Below are 17,665 nucleotides of genomic sequence, written 5' to 3'. Positions count from 1 at the left end.
TTTCTGCTATGTAAGGGGGTGAATAGATGGCACGACGCGTGGTTGTGACAGGGCTAGGTGTGGTCTCTCCGGTTGGCAATAACGTCTCTGCTTTTTGGGAGAGCCTGCTGTCTGGAAAATCGGGCATTCGCGAAATTGATCGTTTCGACACGTCCGACTATCCTTGCAAAATTGCCGGCTTGGTGAACGACTTCGACCCCGAGCGATATATTGATAAAAAAGAACTTCGACATATGGATATGTTCACCCAGTACGCCTTGTACGCAGCGCACGAAGCGGTGGCGCACGCCGGGCTCGTCATTACCGATGAAAATCGGGATCGGATCGGTGTCTATATCGGCTCGGGAATTGGCGGTATCGGGACGACGTTGAGCAATTATCGCATTTTACTAGAGCGCGGCCCGAAGCGTGTCAGCCCGTTCTTGGTGCCCATGATGATTAGCGACATGGCGACTGGACAAGTTTCCATTGAATTCGGAGTTCGCGGTCCCAATAGTTCTCCTGTTTCCGCGTGTGCGACCGGTTCGAACGCCATCGGCGATGCGTTTAAGATCATTCAGCGCGGGGCGGCAGACGTGATGATCGCCGGCGGCGCCGAAGCTGCAGTGGTCGATATCGCACTGGCTGGGTTTAGCAATATGAAAGCTCTCTCGCTTCGCAATGATGAACCCACGCGCGCCAGCCGGCCGTTCGATAAAGACCGAGACGGCTTTGTCATGGGCGAAGGGGCAGGGATTCTCATTTTAGAATCCCTCGAGAGTGCGCAGGCACGCGGTGCACACATCCTTGCCGAGATCGTCGGCTATGGGATGTCGGGCGACGCCTACCATGTGACGGCACCGGATCCGAATGGCGACGGGGCGTATCGCGTGATGAAGGCTGCGCTTGAAGATGCCGGATTGGAGACGTCGGATATCGACTATATCAACGCGCACGGAACGTCGACGGAGTTCAATGACCGGATCGAAACTTTGGCTGTGAAGCGGCTGTTTGGCGATCACGCCTATAAGCTGGCAATGAGCTCGATTAAGTCGATGACAGGCCACTTATTGGGGGCTGCTGGTGGCGTCGAGGCGGTGGCATGCGTCAAAACGCTGCAAGAAGGAATGATTCCGCCAACGACGAATTATGAAACACCAGACCCAGAATGTGACTTGGATTATGTGCCGAACGTCGCTCGCAAGAGCGATGTGAAGGTCGTGATGTCCAACTCATTTGGCTTTGGTGGCCACAATGCGTCTTTGATCTTCCGGAAATATGCGGCCGAATAAAGTCAATTGCAGTGAGACAAGCCCCTGGTCATACCGGGGGCTTTTGTACCATGAGGGTTTTGAGGGACCGCCGCAACCGCGTTGCTCAGCTTCGGGTGAGCGGTTTCGCGCGTTGAGGCTGCGCCTCAAAATCCCCGAAGGGGAGAGGAAGCTTTGCAGACGAAATGGGAGCAATTGCAAGAGATTGTGGACTTTCGTTTTACGGATCTCAACCTGTTAAAACAGGCGTTTACACATGCGTCGTACCGCAATGAGCACCGCAAGGCACATGTTGAAGATAACGAGCGCCTCGAATTTCTTGGCGATGCCGTGTTGGAACTGATCATCAGCGACTTTTTATACCACACGTATCCTCGTTTGCCTGAGGGCGAATTGACGAGAATGCGCGCTGCGATTGTCTGTGAACCGTCACTGGTCGTGTTCGCTCGGCGCCTGTCGTTTGAACAGTTTATTCGCTTGGGTCGAGGGGAAGAGCGCAGCGGCGGTCGCTCGCGACCTGCATTGCTGGCGGACGTGTTCGAAGCGTTTCTCGGTGCACTATATATTGATCAGGGTATCGATGCCGTTCGCAAATTTGTGCATACACACGTCATTCCACACCTTGCGGACGCTCGGGTTGGCGTCGACTATAAGACGGCTTTGCAAGAGCTTGTGCAGCAAAGGCTGTGCACATCGCTGCGGTATAGCATCGTCGAGGAACGCGGCCCGGCTCATGCCAGGGAGTTCGTCGTGCAGGTGGAACTGGGGGACGAGGTGCGCGGCGTCGGGATCGGCAGATCGAAAAAAGAGGCTGAACAACAGGCGGCTGCCAAGGCATTGGCGGCTCTCGCCGAACTTCACTCCGGGGAGCAGATGACTGGTGTATCTCAAGCAGATTGACATTGTCGGATTCAAGTCGTTTGCAGATAAGAGCCAGATCGTGTTGTCACCGGGAGTTACTGCTGTTGTAGGTCCAAACGGCAGCGGCAAGAGCAACATTGCGGACGCCATTCGTTGGGTGCTCGGTGAGCAGAGCGTGCGCAATCTGCGTGGCAGCAAGATGGAAGATGTGATTTTTGCTGGTAGTGAACTGCGCAAACCGACCAATCTCTGTGAAGTTTCACTGACCTTGGACAACGCGGATCGACATCTCCCAGTGGTGTTTGACGAGGTCACCATTACACGCCGCGTCTTTCGCTCTGGGGAAAGCGAATACTACATCAATCGCCAGCCGTGCCGCCTCAAGGACATTCATGAGTTGTTTATGGACACGGGACTGGGGCGGGACGCGTACTCCATCATCGGCCAAGGCAAGATCGAAGAAATGCTCTCGACGCGGCCAGAGGATCGGCGCGGTCCATTCGAGGATGCTGCCGGAATTGTGAAGTTTAAGCATCGGCGCAAAGAGGCGGAGCGCAAGCTCGAGGAGACGGAAAACAATCTGATCCGCGTCGACGATATTTTGGCGGAGCTAACGCAGCAATTGGCGCCGCTCGCTGAGGAGCGGGCTCGAGCGGAGCAGTATCAGCAATTGAGCGATGCCCTGGAAGAAGCAGAAATCACGTTGTTGGTCGTCGAGATCGATCGTTTGCACGAGCGTTTTCAACAGGCGACCGCAGCGGTGGCGGGACAACAGGCGGTGCGTGACGAGGCACAAGCCGCTCTCGCGCAGGCGGAAGCCGCTTGGCGCAGCGCGAGAGCAAGCTTCGAGGAAACCGTGTCGCAGGTCGAGGTCCTGCAACAGCGCTATGTGCAACTAGTCGAAGAACGCCAACGCTCGCAGGGCGATCTCGCCCTCATTGATCAGCGCCTCGAACATCTTGCTGCGGCAGCGGAAGCGCGGCAAGCGCGACAGATCGAACAGGCACGCGAATTGGAGGACATCGAGCAGGAGTTGGCGCGTGCGAACGCGTTCTTGCACGAGGTCACCACGAAGCTGAATCAACGCGCGGAGGAACTGAACGAGGTTGCGGCCTCTGCCACTGAAGAACGAAAGAACGCGCTGACGGCCGAGATCGACGAGATGAGTGCGGAGTTGATTGAAATCAACCACCGGGCTGCCTCGTTGCGCAATGAGCTGAAAATGCTCGCGGAGCAGGCCGCATCGGACGCTGGCAAGCGGGCTCGCTTCGAACAGGATCAGGCCCGCTGGCGGGCGCAGATCGACGAAGCGGTGGCGGCACACAGCGAACTCGCAAAGCGAGCGTCCGAACTCGAAGCTGAGATGGAGCAGGCGGCATCGCGTATTCAAGAGCACGACGGAATCCGCGAAGAGGCGGCGGCGGCGGAAGCTGCAACCGTCACGGAACTGCATCGTCTGCGCGCGGAAATGCAAGCGATGCAGGCGAGACTCGAATTGTTGCGCGATCTGGAGCAGGGATACGACGGCTATGCACTCGGTGTGCGAACGGTATTGCAGCAGGCTCAGCGAGGAGCCCTTGCAGGCATTCGCGGTTCGCTCGCAGAGCTTGTTCACGTCGACAAGAAATATGAAATTGCGATTGAGACGGCTCTTGGCGGTGCGTTGCAGAACGTCGTCGTCGATCGCGAGGCCGATGCGCGAGCGGCGATTCAATTGCTGAAACAGCGTCAGGCGGGGCGTGCGACGTTTATGCCCCTGGACGTCATCAAATCTCGCCGGCTGCGAGACGGGGATGTACAATCCGTTCGCGGTCAGGAGGGTTTCCTCGGCCTTGCGAGCGACTTGGTCGATGTCGATCCCGTCTATCGACAGGCGGTTGAACACCTGCTCGGCAATGTCTTGATTGCTTCAAATCTTGAGCGAGCGAATGCCTTGGCACGCGAGTTGCAGTATCGCTATCGGATTGTCACGTTGCAGGGCGATGTTGTCTCACCCGGCGGTATGATGACCGGCGGACACGTCAACCGCAAGGGACCCGGCTTGCTTGGCCGATCGCGCGAGAGGCAGGATCTCGAGCAAAAACTTCGCGAGCTCCAGGAGTCCGAAGGATCAACCGTCGAACGCCAGCAGTTATTGCGCGAACAGGTGAGCCAAGCGCAGCAATCTCGCTTTGAAGCCCAGAAGCATCTCGAGCGTCTGGCGAATGAACGGCAACAGTTGCTAGAACAGATGCGTCAACTCGAATATCAGCAAAAATCTGCTGTGGAGCGCCTCGAGGCATTGGTCTGGGAGGCTGAGCAGCTACAGTCCGGCAGTGACGCGATCGCGCTGCGCGAACAGACTGCCCAACTCGGCCTGACGGAGGCGGAGACCGCCTTGGCGAAACTGACAGAGGCGCTTGCGGCCAAACGTAAGGAATTGGCTGAGTTGGAACATCGTTTGGCAGAGGCTCAGGAACAGGTGACAGGACTGCGCATCGAAGTGGCCACCTTGCGGCAGGAGCGCGAGGGATTGCGCGTTCGTCAGCAGGAGCTGGCAAACCGCGCTGCGCGATTGCGCGAGGCCATCGCGATACTCGATGTCGAAGCGCAGACGGCCGCAACGGAGGAAGCGGATCTCAGGCAGGAAGCGGCGTCCAAGCGAAGCGGCGTGCAGTCGCTGTTTGACGCCGTCGCTGAGGGCGAACAACAATTGGAACTGGCTCGTCAAGCGCGGCTGGAACGCGAGGCGGCGGCTCGCCAACTGGAGGGAGTCGCCCATGAGGCCCGCCAGGTGGTCGCCCGCGAAGATGAACTGTTGCACCGAGCAGCGGTCGCGGCGGAGCGCGCCGACGCGGATTTGGCCCATGCGTTGCAGAGGATGGGCGACAACCACGGGATGACGTACGAGTGGGCCAAGTCTCGCTATCCGCTCACGGGAACTGTCGATGACTTAGAGCGTGAAGTACAGTCTTTGCGCCGTCGCCGAGCCGCATTGGGAGATGTGAATCTCGGCGCCATCGAAGAACATGAACGTTTGTCCGAACGCGTGACCTTCCTCACGGAACAGCGCGACGACTTGGTAGAGGCGCAGCAACAGTTGGAGCGACTCATCGACGAGATCGATACGGAAATGGCCAATCGGTTTATGGAAACCTTCCGGCAGATTCAGGCCGAGTTTGCCAATGCGTTTCAAATTCTGTTTAATGGCGGCGAGGCTGATTTATCGCTGACCAATCCGGACGATCCGCTCACAACCGGCATCGAAGTGGTCGCCAAGCCTCCTGGGAAGAGGCTGCAGAACCTAAATCTCCTGTCGGGCGGGGAGCGCGCACTAACGGCCATGGCCTTGTTATTTGCCATTCTTCGCGTTCGTCCTGTGCCATTCTGCGTCCTCGACGAGGTGGAGGCAGCATTGGACGAGGCGAACGTTTCGCGTTTTGCCCAACAGCTCAAGGTCTTTGCGGCAGAAACGCAATTTATCGTGATCACGCATAGGCGAGGCACCATGGAAGAAGCCGATGCGCTGTATGGAGTCACGATGCCCGAGCGAGGCGTCTCCTCGCTTGTCAGCGTGCGTTTGGCGGACGAAATCGACTACGAGACCGCATGAGAAGTCAGCGCGAGAGGAGGAGGTGGTCCGTATGGGGTTGTTTGAACGTTTTCGCAAAGGGCTGCAAAAATCTCGAAATGCTTTAGCGGACAAACTCGCGGGCATTTTTCGCGGGCGCAAATTGGACGAGTCGGTGTTTGAGGACATGGAAGAGGCGTTTATCGCGGCGGATATGGGCGTAGAGACCGCCTTGGAACTGGTCGATCGCGTGCGCGTTGCCGCGCGTAAGCGGCGAATCGAAAACGCCGACGATCTGCCAGACGTCATGGTCGACGTCATGCGGGACATGCTTGACATCGGATCGTCAGAAATGAATTTGCAGCCAGAGGGGCCGACACTCGTTTTGGTCGTCGGTGTCAATGGTGCAGGGAAGACGACGACCATTGGCAAGTTGGCTCACTATTATCAGGGACAGGGCAAAAAGGTGTTGCTTGCGGCTGGGGATACGTTCCGTGCAGCGGCGATCGAACAACTGCTGGCCTGGGGCAACCGAGTTGGTGTCGATGTTGTACGGCACAGTCAGGGAGCCGACCCGGCGGCGGTCGTCTACGATGCAATCGCGGCTGGAAAGGCACGTGGCGTTGACATCATCATCTGCGACACGGCAGGACGGCTTCAGAACAAATCGCACCTGATGGCGGAGTTGGCAAAGATTCGCAAGGTCGTCTCGAAAGAGATGCCGGGGGCGCCGCATGAAGTGCTCCTTGTGCTCGATGGGACAACGGGACAAAACGGCCTGATGCAGGCAAAGGTCTTCAAAGAGGTCGTTGATGTCACCGGCATTGTTATCACCAAGTTGGATGGCACGGCGAAAGGCGGGATCGTCCTGCCGATTGTGCACGAGCAAGGGATACCGGTGAAGTGGATTGGCCTTGGCGAAGGAGTCGAAGACCTGCAACCGTTTGATGCGACCGCTTACGCGGAAGCGGTTTGCAGGCCCTAACGCTTCATTTGAGGTGTAAAGGAGATTTGCTTGACAGTGACGCCAAACCCGGATAGTATGAGAGAGGTCACTCGCATAGGCGATCTCTATGCGTTCTACGAGCCGCTGCTCACTGAGCGCCAACGGCAGATCATCGAGATGTATCACTTTGAGGACATGTCGCTCGCGGAAATTGGTTCTGCTCTGTCGATCAGTCGTCAAGCGGTGCATGATCAACTTCGTCGCGTCGGCGAGCAGCTTGAAGTGTACGAAGCGGCACTCCATCTGCAGGAGATTGCGGCGAAACAACGCACGGCTTGGACGCGGCTCACCGACTGCTGGAAGGTGGTCGGGCCGCGCTTGCCAGAGGCGGATCGTACGCATATGCAAAGGGCCATCGAGCAGATGGCTGCCACACTGTCGAGCTTGACGGGAGGTGAGGCGGATGCTTGAGAGTTTGTCGAACAGTCTGCAGTCTGCACTCAACCGGCTTCGCGGAAAAGGGCGTTTGACGGAGGCGGATGTGCAAGAGGCCATGCGTGAAATTCGGCTCGCGTTGCTCGCCGCGGATGTCAACGTCAAGGTTGTGCGCGATTTTGTCAATCGCGTTCGGGAACGAGCGGTTGGTCAAGATCTGCAGAAAAGTTTGACGCCAGGGCAACAGGTCGTGAAGATCGTCTACGAAGAGCTGACGGAGTTGATGGGTGGTGCACAGGCGCGCATCCAAATGGCTTCGAAACCGCCGACTGTCGTCATGCTAGTGGGCCTGCAGGGTGCGGGTAAGACGACCGCGATCGCAAAACTAGGCCTTGCATTCCGTCAACACCAGCATCGGCCATTGCTCGTCGCAGCCGACGTGTACCGCCCCGCGGCGATTGACCAGCTCAAAGTGCTCGGGAAGCAGATTGACATTCCGGTATTCGATCAAGGGGCTGATGCGAATCCGGTCGATATCGCCAAAGCGAGCTTAGCGGAAGCGGAGAGGGCCGGAGCCGACATCGTCCTGATCGATACCGCAGGGCGTCTGCACATCGATGACCAGTTGATGGAGGAACTCGAGGGGATGAAGGCGGCTGTGCAGCCGACCGAAATTCTCCTGGTGGTGGACGCGATGACCGGTCAGGACGCTGTCCATGTCGCCGAGACGTTTCATCAGCGGTTGGGCGTCACCGGGGTCATTCTCACCAAACTTGATGGCGACGCACGCGGCGGTGCGGCACTCACGGTGCGTGCAGTGACGGGATGTCCTATCAAGTACGTCGGTCTTGGTGAGAAAATTGAACCGCTGGAGCCGTTCCATCCAGACCGGCTCGCGTCGCGCATCCTCGGTATGGGCGATGTGTTGAGCTTGATCGAGCGCGCTCAAGAGCGGATCGACTTGGAAAAGGCGAAAGAGATGGAAGCGCGGATGCGCACATCGAGCTTTACCTTGAACGATTTCCAAGAGATGTTCCGCCAAGTGCGCAACCTGGGGCCGCTCGATCAGGTTCTAAAGATGATTCCTGGCATGAATCGCATGAAAGGTCTCGAGAACATCGATTTGAACGATCGGCGATTCTTGCGAATGGATGCCATCATCTCCTCGATGACACCTGCGGAGCGGGAAGACCCGAGTGTGATGAACGCAAGCCGCCGACGGAGGATTGCTAACGGCAGCGGGACGACTGTTCGTGAAGTGAACCAATTGCTGAACCAGTTCGAGCAAACCCGTGAGATGATGAAACGGTTTACCGGCATGGGCAAGCGCATGAGTCGAAGAGGCGCGATGAGCGCTTTGAAGGCGATGGGCGGGCTCGGGGGGATGTCTGGGCTTAAGGATATGCCTTCGTTATCGGACATGCCAGCTAACTCGTTTGCGGGGAGCGGTGGCGAGCCTAGGCAGCGCCAGCATCGTAAGAAGAAGCGAAAATAACTATCTGGAGGGTATTACAGAATGGCAGTAAAGATTCGTTTGAAGCGTATGGGTGCAAAGAAGCGTCCGTTCTATCGTGTCGTCGTTGCGGAGTCTCGTTCGCCGCGCGATGGTCGTTTTGTCGAGGAAATCGGCACGTACAATCCACTGACTGAGCCTGCGCAAATCCAAATCGACGAAGAACGCGCTTTGTATTGGCTGGGTACGGGAGCGCAACCTTCCGACAAAGTGCGTTACCTGTTCCATTTGGAAGGCATTATGAAGAAATTCCATGAACAAAAGTTTCAGAAGTGAACTGCGGGCGGCCTATGGCCGCCCTTCGGAGTGATCGCTGGTGAAAGATTTGGTTGAATATGTTGTCCGCTCTCTGGTCGACCATCCTGACGACGTTTTGGTTTCTCCAATCGAAGAAGGCGATACGATCACCTATCGAGTTAAGGTACACGCGGACGATGTGGGTCGCGTGATCGGTCGGCAGGGGCGGGTGGCCAAGGCCATTCGCAATGTGGTCAGTGCCGCAGCGTATCGTCAGAAAAAACGGGTGTTTGTCGACATTCAGTCATAATGAGGATGCGAGGAGATTTCAGTGATTATTCGGCAACCTGTCGCAGTTAAGTTTATTTTGACGGAAGCAGCAAAGCAGCAAATTATCGCAGAACAACGCCGACAGATTGAGCAGGTTATGAACGAATTGGAACAAATTGAGGAGCAAGGCAAGCAAGCTATCGAACAGGCTATGGCGCAAAGCGGTGAGTTGGCGCAGCAGGTCCGCCAGCAAGTCGAGAATGAAAAGCGCGTGCGCGAGCAGAGGCGGGAAGAGTTATTTCAGCAAATGCAACAGTTTCAACAGATGGAGCTGGGTGCTGAAATCCAAAACATGACCGTGGAAACCACCGTTGAAGTTAAGCCTGGTGACGATTGGACAAAGGTGTTGCTCGGGTCGGAAATCATTGTGCGAGACGGCACTGTCGTCGAAATTCGCCAAAACGGGCAGCGGATCGAAGGGTGACGACCTACTACACAGTCGGTGTGATGACAAAACCGCACGGGCTGCGCGGGGAAGTACGGGTTTATCCGCGGACCGATTTTGCGGAAGAAAGGTTTGCGCCGGGATCCATGCTGTTTGTGCGACCTGAGGGCGGAACACCCATCACCGAGGTCGAGGTGCGAAGTGGCCGCAAGCATCAAAACATGTGGATCGTCGGATTCAAAGGGCTGAACAGTATCCATGACGTCGAGCGCTGGCGTGGGCTTGAGCTCTGTGTCTCAGAGGAGCAATTGCTGCCTCTGCCTGAAGGTACGTATTACATTCATCAACTTGTAGGGTTGGATGTATTTACGGATGAGGGTGAGCGGCTGGGGAGATTGGTCGAGGTATTGACGCCAGGCGCCAACGACGTCTATGTCGTTCGTCGTTCAGGGAGGCAATCCGACATTCTTTTACCAGCGATTCCGGATTGTATTCTGGCCGTCGATCTCGCTGCGAACAAGATGACGGTCCATCTCTTGCCAGGCCTGTTGGATGACGACAGCGAATCGGAGGGCTGAGGATGGCGCTTGCGATTCACGTGTTGACGCTTTTTCCGAATATGTTTTCGGGTGTGCTCGGCGAGAGCATGATGAAACGTGCTGTGGAGATAGGCGCGGTTGAGATTGAGTTGATCGACTTTCGCCAATACGCAAAGGATCGGCATCGGACTGTCGATGATACACCATATGGTGGTGGCGCAGGTATGTTGTTAAAGCCGGAACCGCTGTTTGATGCCATCGACGACCTGCGCAATCGCTTACATCCCCGACTGGAACCGCCGCGCGAACGTGTCGTATTATTGTCCCCGTCTGGCCGCAGATTTACTCAACAGGTGGCGGAGGAATACGCACAATCGAACCGAATCGTGCTTGTATGCGGCCATTATGAAGGGTTTGATGACCGCGTTCGTCAGGCTTTGGCAACCGAGGAGTTGTCGCTTGGCGATTTTGTCATGACGGGTGGCGAAATTGCGGCTATGGCGGTCATTGACGCTGTGACCAGGTTGCTACCAGGCGTCTTAGGTAATGCGGCGTCACTTGCGGATGAATCACACGTGCAGGGATTGCTCGAGTATCCTCAATTCACGCGACCGGCTGTCTATCGAGGGTTGGCGGTACCCGAGGTTCTGGTCTCGGGCAACCATCAGCGGATCGAGCAATGGCGAGAGCGGCACGCTCTGTATCGGACGTGGAAATATCGGCCCGATCTGTTGCAGCATGAGCATCTTACTCCACGCCAACGGGCATGGCTGACTGCGTTTGAGCAAGGCGACTTGAGCGGGATCGACGTTGAATAGATGAATTTTCAGCTTCAGCAGGCGCACAGTTTTCGTGGCTGTATCCCGGGGAAGGAGCGCCTGCTGAAGCTTACTGTATCGTATGGAGCCTTCCTGTCGTAGGTTCGAGTAGCTTTGCTGGTGATGGCATATGAATCACATGCTCGCAAATCGTTGGGCGCAATCTGGTCGTTGTGTGAAAGAGGTATGTGGAGACGGTGCTATACCAGAAACTAGACCTACGTGCGAAATACTTATAGAACGGTGCATACATTGTTTTGATGACTTTTGATTTCTAACGAAAGTCATCTGTGGTTTGCGTTAGCGGGTAGTTTACGTCTGAAAGATGGACGTATCTCCTTGAGATGTACTTTCCTAGGCTGCATATTCAGTATATCTTCTTAAAACAAATCTTTGATCGCTTGCGTATGGAAACGTTTCCTGATACAATCTCGACAAGCAGGTGAAAGCGCTTGCTATCTTGTCTCGAGCGGTGATGGAGTTGGCCACAATTAGGGATGTAGCTAAACGGGCGGGTGTTGCGGTTTCCACAGTGTCTCGCGTTATCAATCAGAGCGGGTACGTGGGTGGAGAGACGCAACGCAAGGTTCTAAGTGCAATGCGTGAGCTAAACTTCCAGCCGAACCGTATTGCTCGCGGATTGGTGAGCCGACAGACGTCGACCATCGGTCTTTTGATTCCAGATGTAGCGAATCCGTTCTTTTCCGAACTGTCGCGAGGCGTCGAAGATGCGGCGATCGCGCGAGGGTACTCCGTGCTCCTTTGCAATTCGGACTGGAATCCCAATCGTGAAAATATGTATATCAACTTGCTGAACGGTCGTTGGGTGGACGGGATCATTGTGGTGGGGAGCCGAAGTGACATTTCCGTGGTTCAACAGGTGGCGGCGGAAACGCCTCTCGTCATGGTGGATCGGCGTTCATCAGATTTTGAGTTTGCAGTTTGGACGGACAATCGTCAAGGCGCTATGCTTGCCGTGAGGCACTTACTCGAGGTGGGTTGCGAACGCATTGTGCATATCGCTGGTCCTATGGACTCTCCATCGGCGCAGGAACGACGGCGTGGGTACGAAGTTGCCATTCAAGAGGCTGGTATGGAACCTATGTTCCTTGAGGGAGATTTCCGGTATGCATCAGGGTTTGAGCTAGTCAATGCTCTTTTTCAACGTGGCGATGTAGTAGACGGCATATTTGCTGGGAATGACTTAATGGCAATTGGCGCACTTCAAGCCGCGGCAAATCTCGGTATCCGCGTTCCTGACAATCTCGCTGTAGTGGGCTATGATAACATTCCATCTACTCATTACGTCAGCCCGCCGTTGACGACTATCGACCAGCCAGCCTACGATATGGGGTATTCGGCTTTCGAACTGCTTTATGACAGGCTAAGTAAGGATTCGCCGACGGAAAATCAACAGATGAAGTTTGAACCTAAGCTTGTGCTTCGGGAGTCGACCCGTCGATAGGCGTGACATTCTAAGCGACTTCATTTCACTAGTGTGGAAACGTTACCACAAAGGGGTTCGTAATTATGAAGCGAGATGGTGTTTTGCATGGGAAGCTGTCCAGACTTATAGCCGAGCTTGGTCATGGCGACATGATCGCGATCGCGGACTGCGGCCTCCCTGTTCCACCGGGCGTTCCTCTAATTGATCTGGCCATCACTCCCGGGCTTCCGTCCTTCGTAGACGTTCTGGAGGCCGTATTGCTTGAGTTGGTGGTCGAGGATTTTCTTGCGGCCGATGAGTTGGCTACGCGGGATCCGTCTCTCGTTCAGCAGTTAAGACTGACGATTTCTTCGCAAGGACGGTGGGTGAGTCACGACACGCTCAAGCGCACCTTATCAGATGTGCGAGCTGTAATCCGGACAGGTGAATTTACGCCGTATCTCAATGTGATTCTGGTCGCTGGCGTAGCTTTTTAATGGAATGGGGGGTTGGATGTGTCCTGCCTTGAAATGCGAGGGATTGAGAAATCTTTTTCTGGTGTATCGGTTCTGCGCAGTGTCAACTTCACGGTCGAAGGAGGTGAAGTTCATGCTTTACTAGGTGAAAACGGTGCAGGCAAATCGACCCTTATGAAAACGCTAACAGGCATTTACCAAGCGGATGCGGGGGAGATTCTCCTCGACGGTGTCCCTCAGACATTTCGGACCATTCTGGACTCGAAAAAAGCTGGGATCGCGATAATTCATCAAGAATTAAATCTGTTTCCGAATCTTTCTATTCAGGAAAATCTGTTGATCGGCTATGAGGAAGATTTTAGAGGGATGTTGGGGTGGGTGCGTTATAAGCAATTGCGTGAACACGCGCTTGCCTTGCTTCAACTCGTAGGACTCACCCGGAGTCCGGAGACCCCCGTTTCCGAACTAGGCATCGGAGAACGCCAACTTGTCGAAATCGCAAAAGCGCTTCAAAGCGACCTGCGTTTCTTGATCATGGATGAGCCCACGGCCGCTTTGACCGCTCAGGAAACCCAGAAGCTGTTCCAAATTATTGCGGACTTGAAAACGCGGGGTGTGGGTATTATTTACATCTCGCATAGATTGGAAGAGCTTTTTGCCATGGCGGATCGGGTCACTGTCTTGCGCGACGGTATGACCGTGGGAACGTACTGCTTGCGCGAGGTTGCCGAAGAACTGTTGGTCGAGCGGATGGTAGGGCGCAGTGTAGAAAACCGATATCCGCGTTCCATCAGCGATCCGGGTGAGATGCTTCTGGAGCTTGACGGAATCCAGACGCGTAGGCTCCCCACTCCAATCTCGTTGACCGTTCGGGCAGGCGAGATTGTAGGGATAGGTGGAATGATGGGCGCGGGACGGACGGAGGTGGCGCGGGCGATCACTGGAATTGACCGTATTACGGGTGGCGTGATGCGGCTGCGAGGAGAACAGATACACTTTCGGGCGCCCGGAGAGGCCATCGAGAATGGTGTGGCCCTTGTCACGGAGGACCGAAAGGACGATGGTTTGCTTCTTTCTTTCGGGGTTCGCTTCAATCTGGCGCTGCCCACGCTTGACGAGCGCCAGCGAGCCGGTTTTGTTCGGACACGGCGTGAGTGTGAGTTTGTCGAAGAGTGGGTGAAGCGTCTCGCGATTCGAGTACACCATATGGACCAACCGGTAGTCAACTTGAGCGGTGGTAATCAACAGAAGGCCGTCTTTGCCAAATGGCTGGCGCGGGATCCGCAGTTGCTCGTCCTCGACGAACCGACCCGCGGCGTGGATGTCGGGGCGAAACAGGAGATTTATCAATTGATGAACGAAATGAAGGCCCGTCGGAAGGGTATTCTCATGATTTCGTCCGACTTGCCTGAGCTCCTCGGCATGTGTGACCGCGTCTACGTCATGCGAGATAAGGCTGTAGTTGGTGAATTGACGGGCGACGAGATGGACCAGGAAGTATTTATGACGCTCGTTGCGGGAAGGCAGGGTGTACAGGAATGAGTTGGTTTCGACGCTATCGCTTAGGACCCTTGCTGGGGCTCGTGCTGTTAGTTTTCATTCTGGGGGTAACCTCAGGGCAATTCTTTACCGTAAGTAATTTGTTGGACGTCGCATTGCAGACGTCTGTCAATGCTCTGCTGGCAATCGGTATGACATTTGTGATTTTGACCTCGGGCATTGACTTGTCTGTCGGATCGACGCTAGCCTTTTCTTCCGCCCTCGCAGCGCAGTGGATGGTGGCAGGCATAAGTCCTTGGATGGCCGGTATTGCTGCACTTTGTATCGGCGGGTTGGCCGGGGCGTTGAACGGCGTGATGGTAGCCTACGCTCGCTTAGCCCCCTTTATTGTGACGCTTGGTACGATGACGCTGTTTCGTGGATTAACGGAAATTTACACGAACGGGCAGCCAATTTTTAACCTACCGAATTCCTTCAATGGCCTCGGCAACGGTGCAATACTTGGAATCCCTGTGCCTGTGTGGATCACTGTCGTGGTGTTTCTTATCGCCTGGGCTGTGTTGTCACGAACGGTTGCGGGTCGACGAATTTATGCAATTGGCGGGAATGAGAAAGTGGCATATCTCGCAGGTGTGCGCGCGAAACGGTATCTAGTTGTGGTGTATATGGTAAGCGGCATATTGGCTGCACTGGCAGGGCTGGTTTTGACTTCTCGCCTCGCGACCGCGGAGCCGACCGCAGGCAATGGATATGAACTTGACGCGATCACCGCGGTCGTATTGGGTGGTACGAGCCTCATGGGCGGGGAAGGTACGTTAGTAGGAACCATCATTGGCGCATTGATCCTTGGCGTGATCGACAACGGATTGAACTTACTCAATGTGAGTTCGTTCTATCAGGACGCAGTCAAAGGACTTGTTATTCTTATCGCTATCATGTTGGACCGCAAGAAATCTGAAGGGAGATAAGGTGCTTCGGCACCATCTCATAGATTGTACAAATTGAAGGGGGTCTTTCTGGTGAAAAAGTGGTATGCAGCGTTGGCAGTCGGTGTGGTGGCGACAGGAGTGTTGGCCGGGTGCGGAACTTCGACAACATCGAACGTTGGTTCCGCTACCAAGCTTAACTCGGGAACGGCGAGTACCAAGCAAATTCGCATCGGATTTGCGGTGTCTACGTTAAATAATCCGTTCTTTGTCGCGATGTCGAATGGAGTGCAGCAGGAAGCGAAGAAACTTGGCGTTCAGGTGACGGTCTTGAACGGCAATAACGATCCAGCGACGCAGTTGAATCAGGTTGAGGATTTGATTCAGCAGCACGTCAGCGCAATCATTCTCAACCCTGCTGACAGCCAGAGCCTGTCCACCGCAGTGGCGCAGGCAAACCGAGCGCATATTCCCGTGGTGACGTTGGACCGTAGCGTCACGAAAGGTGATGTGTCTTGTTTCATTGCGTCCAACAGCGTGGAGGCGGGCAAAATGGCAGCTGATGAACTAATCAAGGCTGTCGGGGGCAAGGGTCAGGTTGTCGAGTTGCAGGGCGTGATAGGCACTTCGGCGGAAGCGGATCGCGAAAAAGGGTTTGATCAGGAGATTGAGAAATCGCACGGAATTACGGTCGTGGCCCGCCAAACAGCAAATTTCGACCGTAGCCAGGCTTTGAACGTGATGCAGAACATCTTGCAGGCACATCCCAACATTCAAGGAGTGTTTGCTCAGAACGATGAGATGGCACTCGGGGCGTTGAAAGCGATTCAGGCGTCAGGTAAGCGTAACATTAAGGTTGTCGGTATTGACGGAGAGAAAGAGGCAGTAAGTGATGTGCATCAGGGTGTCATGTACGCCGATGTTGCGCAGCAACCGACGCAAGAGGGCGTGTTGGGTGTAGAATACGCGGTTAAGTTGGCGAAGGGTGAGAAAGTGCCGAAGCAAGTCAACTCGCCTCTCCACCTCGTGGAGAAGAATACAGCGTTCAAAGGCTTCTGATCTCAAAGAAGTATGGGGTGTTGAAAGTGGACATCACGGTGGTAGGTAGTCTGAATATGGACATAGTGGCCGTGGTGGATCACGTACCGCAGGCCGGTGAGACGGTCAAGACCCCACATGCGCATCTATACACCGGTGGAAAGGGAGCGAATCAAGCCATTGCGGCAGCGCGACATGGTGCACGGGTGCGTATGGTGGGGGCCGTCGGTGCGGATGCGTTTGCAACGACGCTACGCGCAGTGCTTCAGTCCTCCGGTGGCGATGTGAGTGGGCTTGTCGAGAAAAGAGGTCCGTCCGGTATGGCACTCATTACGGTGGAGTCTGATGGCCAAAACCGCATCGTCGTCTGTGAAGGTGCGAATCGTATGCTCACTCCAAGAGATGTGGAGCGAGCCTGCTCAGCGAGTCCCTGGCCTCCGGGATCTGCGCTCGTCGTGCAGAACGAGATCCCAATGGAGACTGTGCGACATGCTTTGGATGTTGCACATCGGCGCGGGTGGCGTGTCATTTGGAACGTGGCGCCTGTCGTGCCTGTGGAAGCAGGGTTGTTAGGAGAAGGCGACGTGATTGTCGTGAATGAGTCAGAGGCGTCGGAGCTCGTCGGGATGGATGTAGCGGACATCGAGACAGGGCGCATGGCGTGCGAAAGACTCTTAAAGCTTGGGCCGGGCATGGCGATAGTGACTTTGGGAGCGGCGGGAAGTATAGCCGTGTCGAGTGCGTGGGGGATTATGAGTACTCCCGCGTATCAGGTAGTCCCGGTGGACACGACTGCTGCTGGAGACACGTTTCTTGGCGTTTTTGCGGCGGACTGGGATGGGGTAACGTCTCCAGAGCGTTCATTGCAAATCGCTTCGGCCGCGGCGGCAGTCTGTGTCACTCGGCAAGGGGCGCAGGACAGCATTCCGACGAGAGAAGATGTCATCTCGTTTTTGAAGCAATATGAAACAGCTTGATTGAAAAGAATGCCTTTGTGAATACGAGGCGAAGTTGAAAAGTGTGATGGTTCGAACTAGCGATGGATGGACGCTTGACACGTGCGGCGAAAGGTGTTAGGATGCTTTTCGCCGCTGATTCAGCGGCCTTCATCTTGCAGCGTTACGCGTCTTCAGGTTCACTTGAGATGATGGCTTTGCACCAACATCTTCTAGTGGACAAACGTGAGACTGCGTAGTATAGTAATCGATGCCGCTTCGGACGGCGCAGTTTGCGACGCCAAGCAGCACAGTCGGTAAGAAGCTGTTCTCGCCAGTGTGTGAGCGATGCAAAACTTACCGGTTGACGATGAAGTGTGAGATGTGATATATTGATTGGGCTGTCTCGAACGGCAGCGTCGCTCCTTGAAAACTAAACACACACCACGCCAGTTTATCTGTCTCGCGTATGCGGGATAGTGAGATTTCATTGAGAGTTT

The 17,665-nt window shown here is 55.3% G+C and carries 17 protein-coding genes; all 17 read left to right on the top strand.

What is annotated here, in order from left to right; translation table 11 throughout:
* Nucleotides 1-26 precede the first annotated feature (26 nt).
* The 17 genes from fabF (at nt 27) to C7445_RS07400 (ending at nt 17,207) form a co-directional block, all read left to right on the top strand.
* Entirely contained in the window at nt 27-1,271 is a 1,245-nt protein-coding gene (gene fabF / locus C7445_RS07480; protein ID WP_134159470.1) for a beta-ketoacyl-ACP synthase II, read from the top strand.
* 153 nt (nt 1,272-1,424) lie between these two features.
* On the top strand, nt 1,425-2,150 hold the full coding sequence (rnc, locus tag C7445_RS07475) for a ribonuclease III (protein WP_134159469.1): 726 nt from the start codon (nt 1,425-1,427) through the stop codon (nt 2,148-2,150).
* On the top strand, nt 2,131-5,703 hold the full coding sequence (gene smc / locus C7445_RS07470) for a chromosome segregation protein SMC (protein WP_134159468.1): 3,573 nt from the start codon (nt 2,131-2,133) through the stop codon (nt 5,701-5,703). The genes rnc and smc overlap by 20 nt, the downstream gene beginning before the upstream one ends.
* 31 nt (nt 5,704-5,734) lie before the next feature.
* A complete protein-coding gene (gene ftsY, locus C7445_RS07465) occupies nt 5,735-6,646 on the top strand; it encodes a signal recognition particle-docking protein FtsY (RefSeq protein WP_208320863.1) in 912 nt (303 codons plus the stop codon).
* Between the two features lie 36 nt (nt 6,647-6,682).
* A complete protein-coding gene (gene ylxM, locus C7445_RS07460; RefSeq protein WP_243835060.1) occupies nt 6,683-7,078 on the top strand; it encodes a YlxM family DNA-binding protein in 396 nt (131 codons plus the stop codon).
* On the top strand, nt 7,071-8,537 hold the full coding sequence (ffh, locus tag C7445_RS07455; RefSeq protein WP_134159466.1) for a signal recognition particle protein: 1,467 nt from the start codon (nt 7,071-7,073) through the stop codon (nt 8,535-8,537). Before ylxM ends, ffh begins: the two co-directional genes overlap by 8 nt.
* A gap of 21 nt (nt 8,538-8,558) precedes the next feature.
* Nucleotides 8,559-8,831: a 30S ribosomal protein S16 gene (gene rpsP / locus C7445_RS07450; RefSeq protein WP_006446925.1), complete on the top strand. Its 273-nt coding sequence runs from the start codon at nt 8,559-8,561 to the stop codon at nt 8,829-8,831.
* Between the two features lie 40 nt (nt 8,832-8,871).
* Nucleotides 8,872-9,102 carry a KH domain-containing protein gene (locus C7445_RS07445; protein ID WP_134159465.1) on the top strand — a complete coding sequence of 77 codons (231 nt, stop codon included), beginning with the start codon at nt 8,872-8,874 and terminating at the stop codon, nt 9,100-9,102.
* Nucleotides 9,103-9,123: 21 nt separating this feature from the next.
* Nucleotides 9,124-9,546 carry a YlqD family protein gene (locus C7445_RS07440; RefSeq protein WP_134159464.1) on the top strand — a complete coding sequence of 141 codons (423 nt, stop codon included), beginning with the start codon at nt 9,124-9,126 and terminating at the stop codon, nt 9,544-9,546.
* Complete coding sequence (rimM, locus tag C7445_RS07435) at nt 9,543-10,085, top strand: ribosome maturation factor RimM (RefSeq protein WP_134159463.1); 543 nt, start codon at nt 9,543-9,545, stop codon at nt 10,083-10,085. The genes C7445_RS07440 and rimM overlap by 4 nt, the downstream gene beginning before the upstream one ends.
* Nucleotides 10,086-10,087: 2 nt before the next feature.
* Nucleotides 10,088-10,864 carry a tRNA (guanosine(37)-N1)-methyltransferase TrmD gene (gene trmD / locus C7445_RS07430; protein ID WP_134159462.1) on the top strand — a complete coding sequence of 259 codons (777 nt, stop codon included), beginning with the start codon at nt 10,088-10,090 and terminating at the stop codon, nt 10,862-10,864.
* Nucleotides 10,865-11,339: 475 nt separating this feature from the next.
* Nucleotides 11,340-12,329 carry a LacI family DNA-binding transcriptional regulator gene (locus tag C7445_RS07425; protein WP_279586209.1) on the top strand — a complete coding sequence of 330 codons (990 nt, stop codon included), beginning with the start codon at nt 11,340-11,342 and terminating at the stop codon, nt 12,327-12,329.
* Nucleotides 12,330-12,394: 65 nt separating this feature from the next.
* Nucleotides 12,395-12,787 (top strand): D-ribose pyranase, encoded by a 393-nt coding sequence (gene rbsD / locus C7445_RS07420; RefSeq protein WP_134159460.1) that lies wholly within the window; start codon nt 12,395-12,397, stop codon nt 12,785-12,787.
* An 18-nt stretch (nt 12,788-12,805) separates the two neighbouring features.
* Nucleotides 12,806-14,308 carry a sugar ABC transporter ATP-binding protein gene (locus C7445_RS07415; RefSeq protein ID WP_134159459.1) on the top strand — a complete coding sequence of 501 codons (1,503 nt, stop codon included), beginning with the start codon at nt 12,806-12,808 and terminating at the stop codon, nt 14,306-14,308.
* Nucleotides 14,305-15,234 carry an ABC transporter permease gene (locus C7445_RS07410; protein ID WP_134159458.1) on the top strand — a complete coding sequence of 310 codons (930 nt, stop codon included), beginning with the start codon at nt 14,305-14,307 and terminating at the stop codon, nt 15,232-15,234. Before C7445_RS07415 ends, C7445_RS07410 begins: the two co-directional genes overlap by 4 nt.
* A gap of 51 nt (nt 15,235-15,285) precedes the next feature.
* Nucleotides 15,286-16,251 (top strand): D-ribose ABC transporter substrate-binding protein, encoded by a 966-nt coding sequence (locus C7445_RS07405; protein WP_134159457.1) that lies wholly within the window; start codon nt 15,286-15,288, stop codon nt 16,249-16,251.
* A gap of 17 nt (nt 16,252-16,268) precedes the next feature.
* Nucleotides 16,269-17,207, top strand: coding sequence for a ribokinase (locus tag C7445_RS07400; protein WP_341770542.1), 939 nt, complete (start codon nt 16,269-16,271; stop codon nt 17,205-17,207).
* The last annotated feature ends 458 nt before the right edge of the window (nt 17,208-17,665 follow it).

This window comes from Alicyclobacillus sacchari (assembly GCF_004366795.1).
GTDB lineage: Bacteria > Bacillota > Bacilli > Alicyclobacillales > Alicyclobacillaceae > Alicyclobacillus > Alicyclobacillus sacchari.
This window is presented reverse-complemented; position numbering and strand designations above follow the sequence as displayed.

Bases quoted from the DNA above. Each gene is read 5' to 3' on its own strand.
- fabF (WP_134159470.1), top strand. From the start codon at position 27: ATGGCACGACGCGTGGTTGTGACAGGGCTAGGTGTGGTCTCTCCGGTT.
- ftsY (WP_208320863.1), top strand. From the start codon at position 5,735: ATGGGGTTGTTTGAACGTTTTCGCAAAGGGCTGCAAAAATCTCGAAAT.
- C7445_RS07425 (WP_279586209.1), top strand. From the start codon at position 11,340: ATGGAGTTGGCCACAATTAGGGATGTAGCTAAACGGGCGGGTGTTGCG.
- C7445_RS07410 (WP_134159458.1), top strand. From the start codon at position 14,305: ATGAGTTGGTTTCGACGCTATCGCTTAGGACCCTTGCTGGGGCTCGTG.
- rbsD (WP_134159460.1), top strand. From the start codon at position 12,395: ATGAAGCGAGATGGTGTTTTGCATGGGAAGCTGTCCAGACTTATAGCC.
- trmD (WP_134159462.1), top strand. From the start codon at position 10,088: ATGGCGCTTGCGATTCACGTGTTGACGCTTTTTCCGAATATGTTTTCG.
- rpsP (WP_006446925.1), top strand. From the start codon at position 8,559: ATGGCAGTAAAGATTCGTTTGAAGCGTATGGGTGCAAAGAAGCGTCCG.
- ffh (WP_134159466.1), top strand. From the start codon at position 7,071: ATGCTTGAGAGTTTGTCGAACAGTCTGCAGTCTGCACTCAACCGGCTT.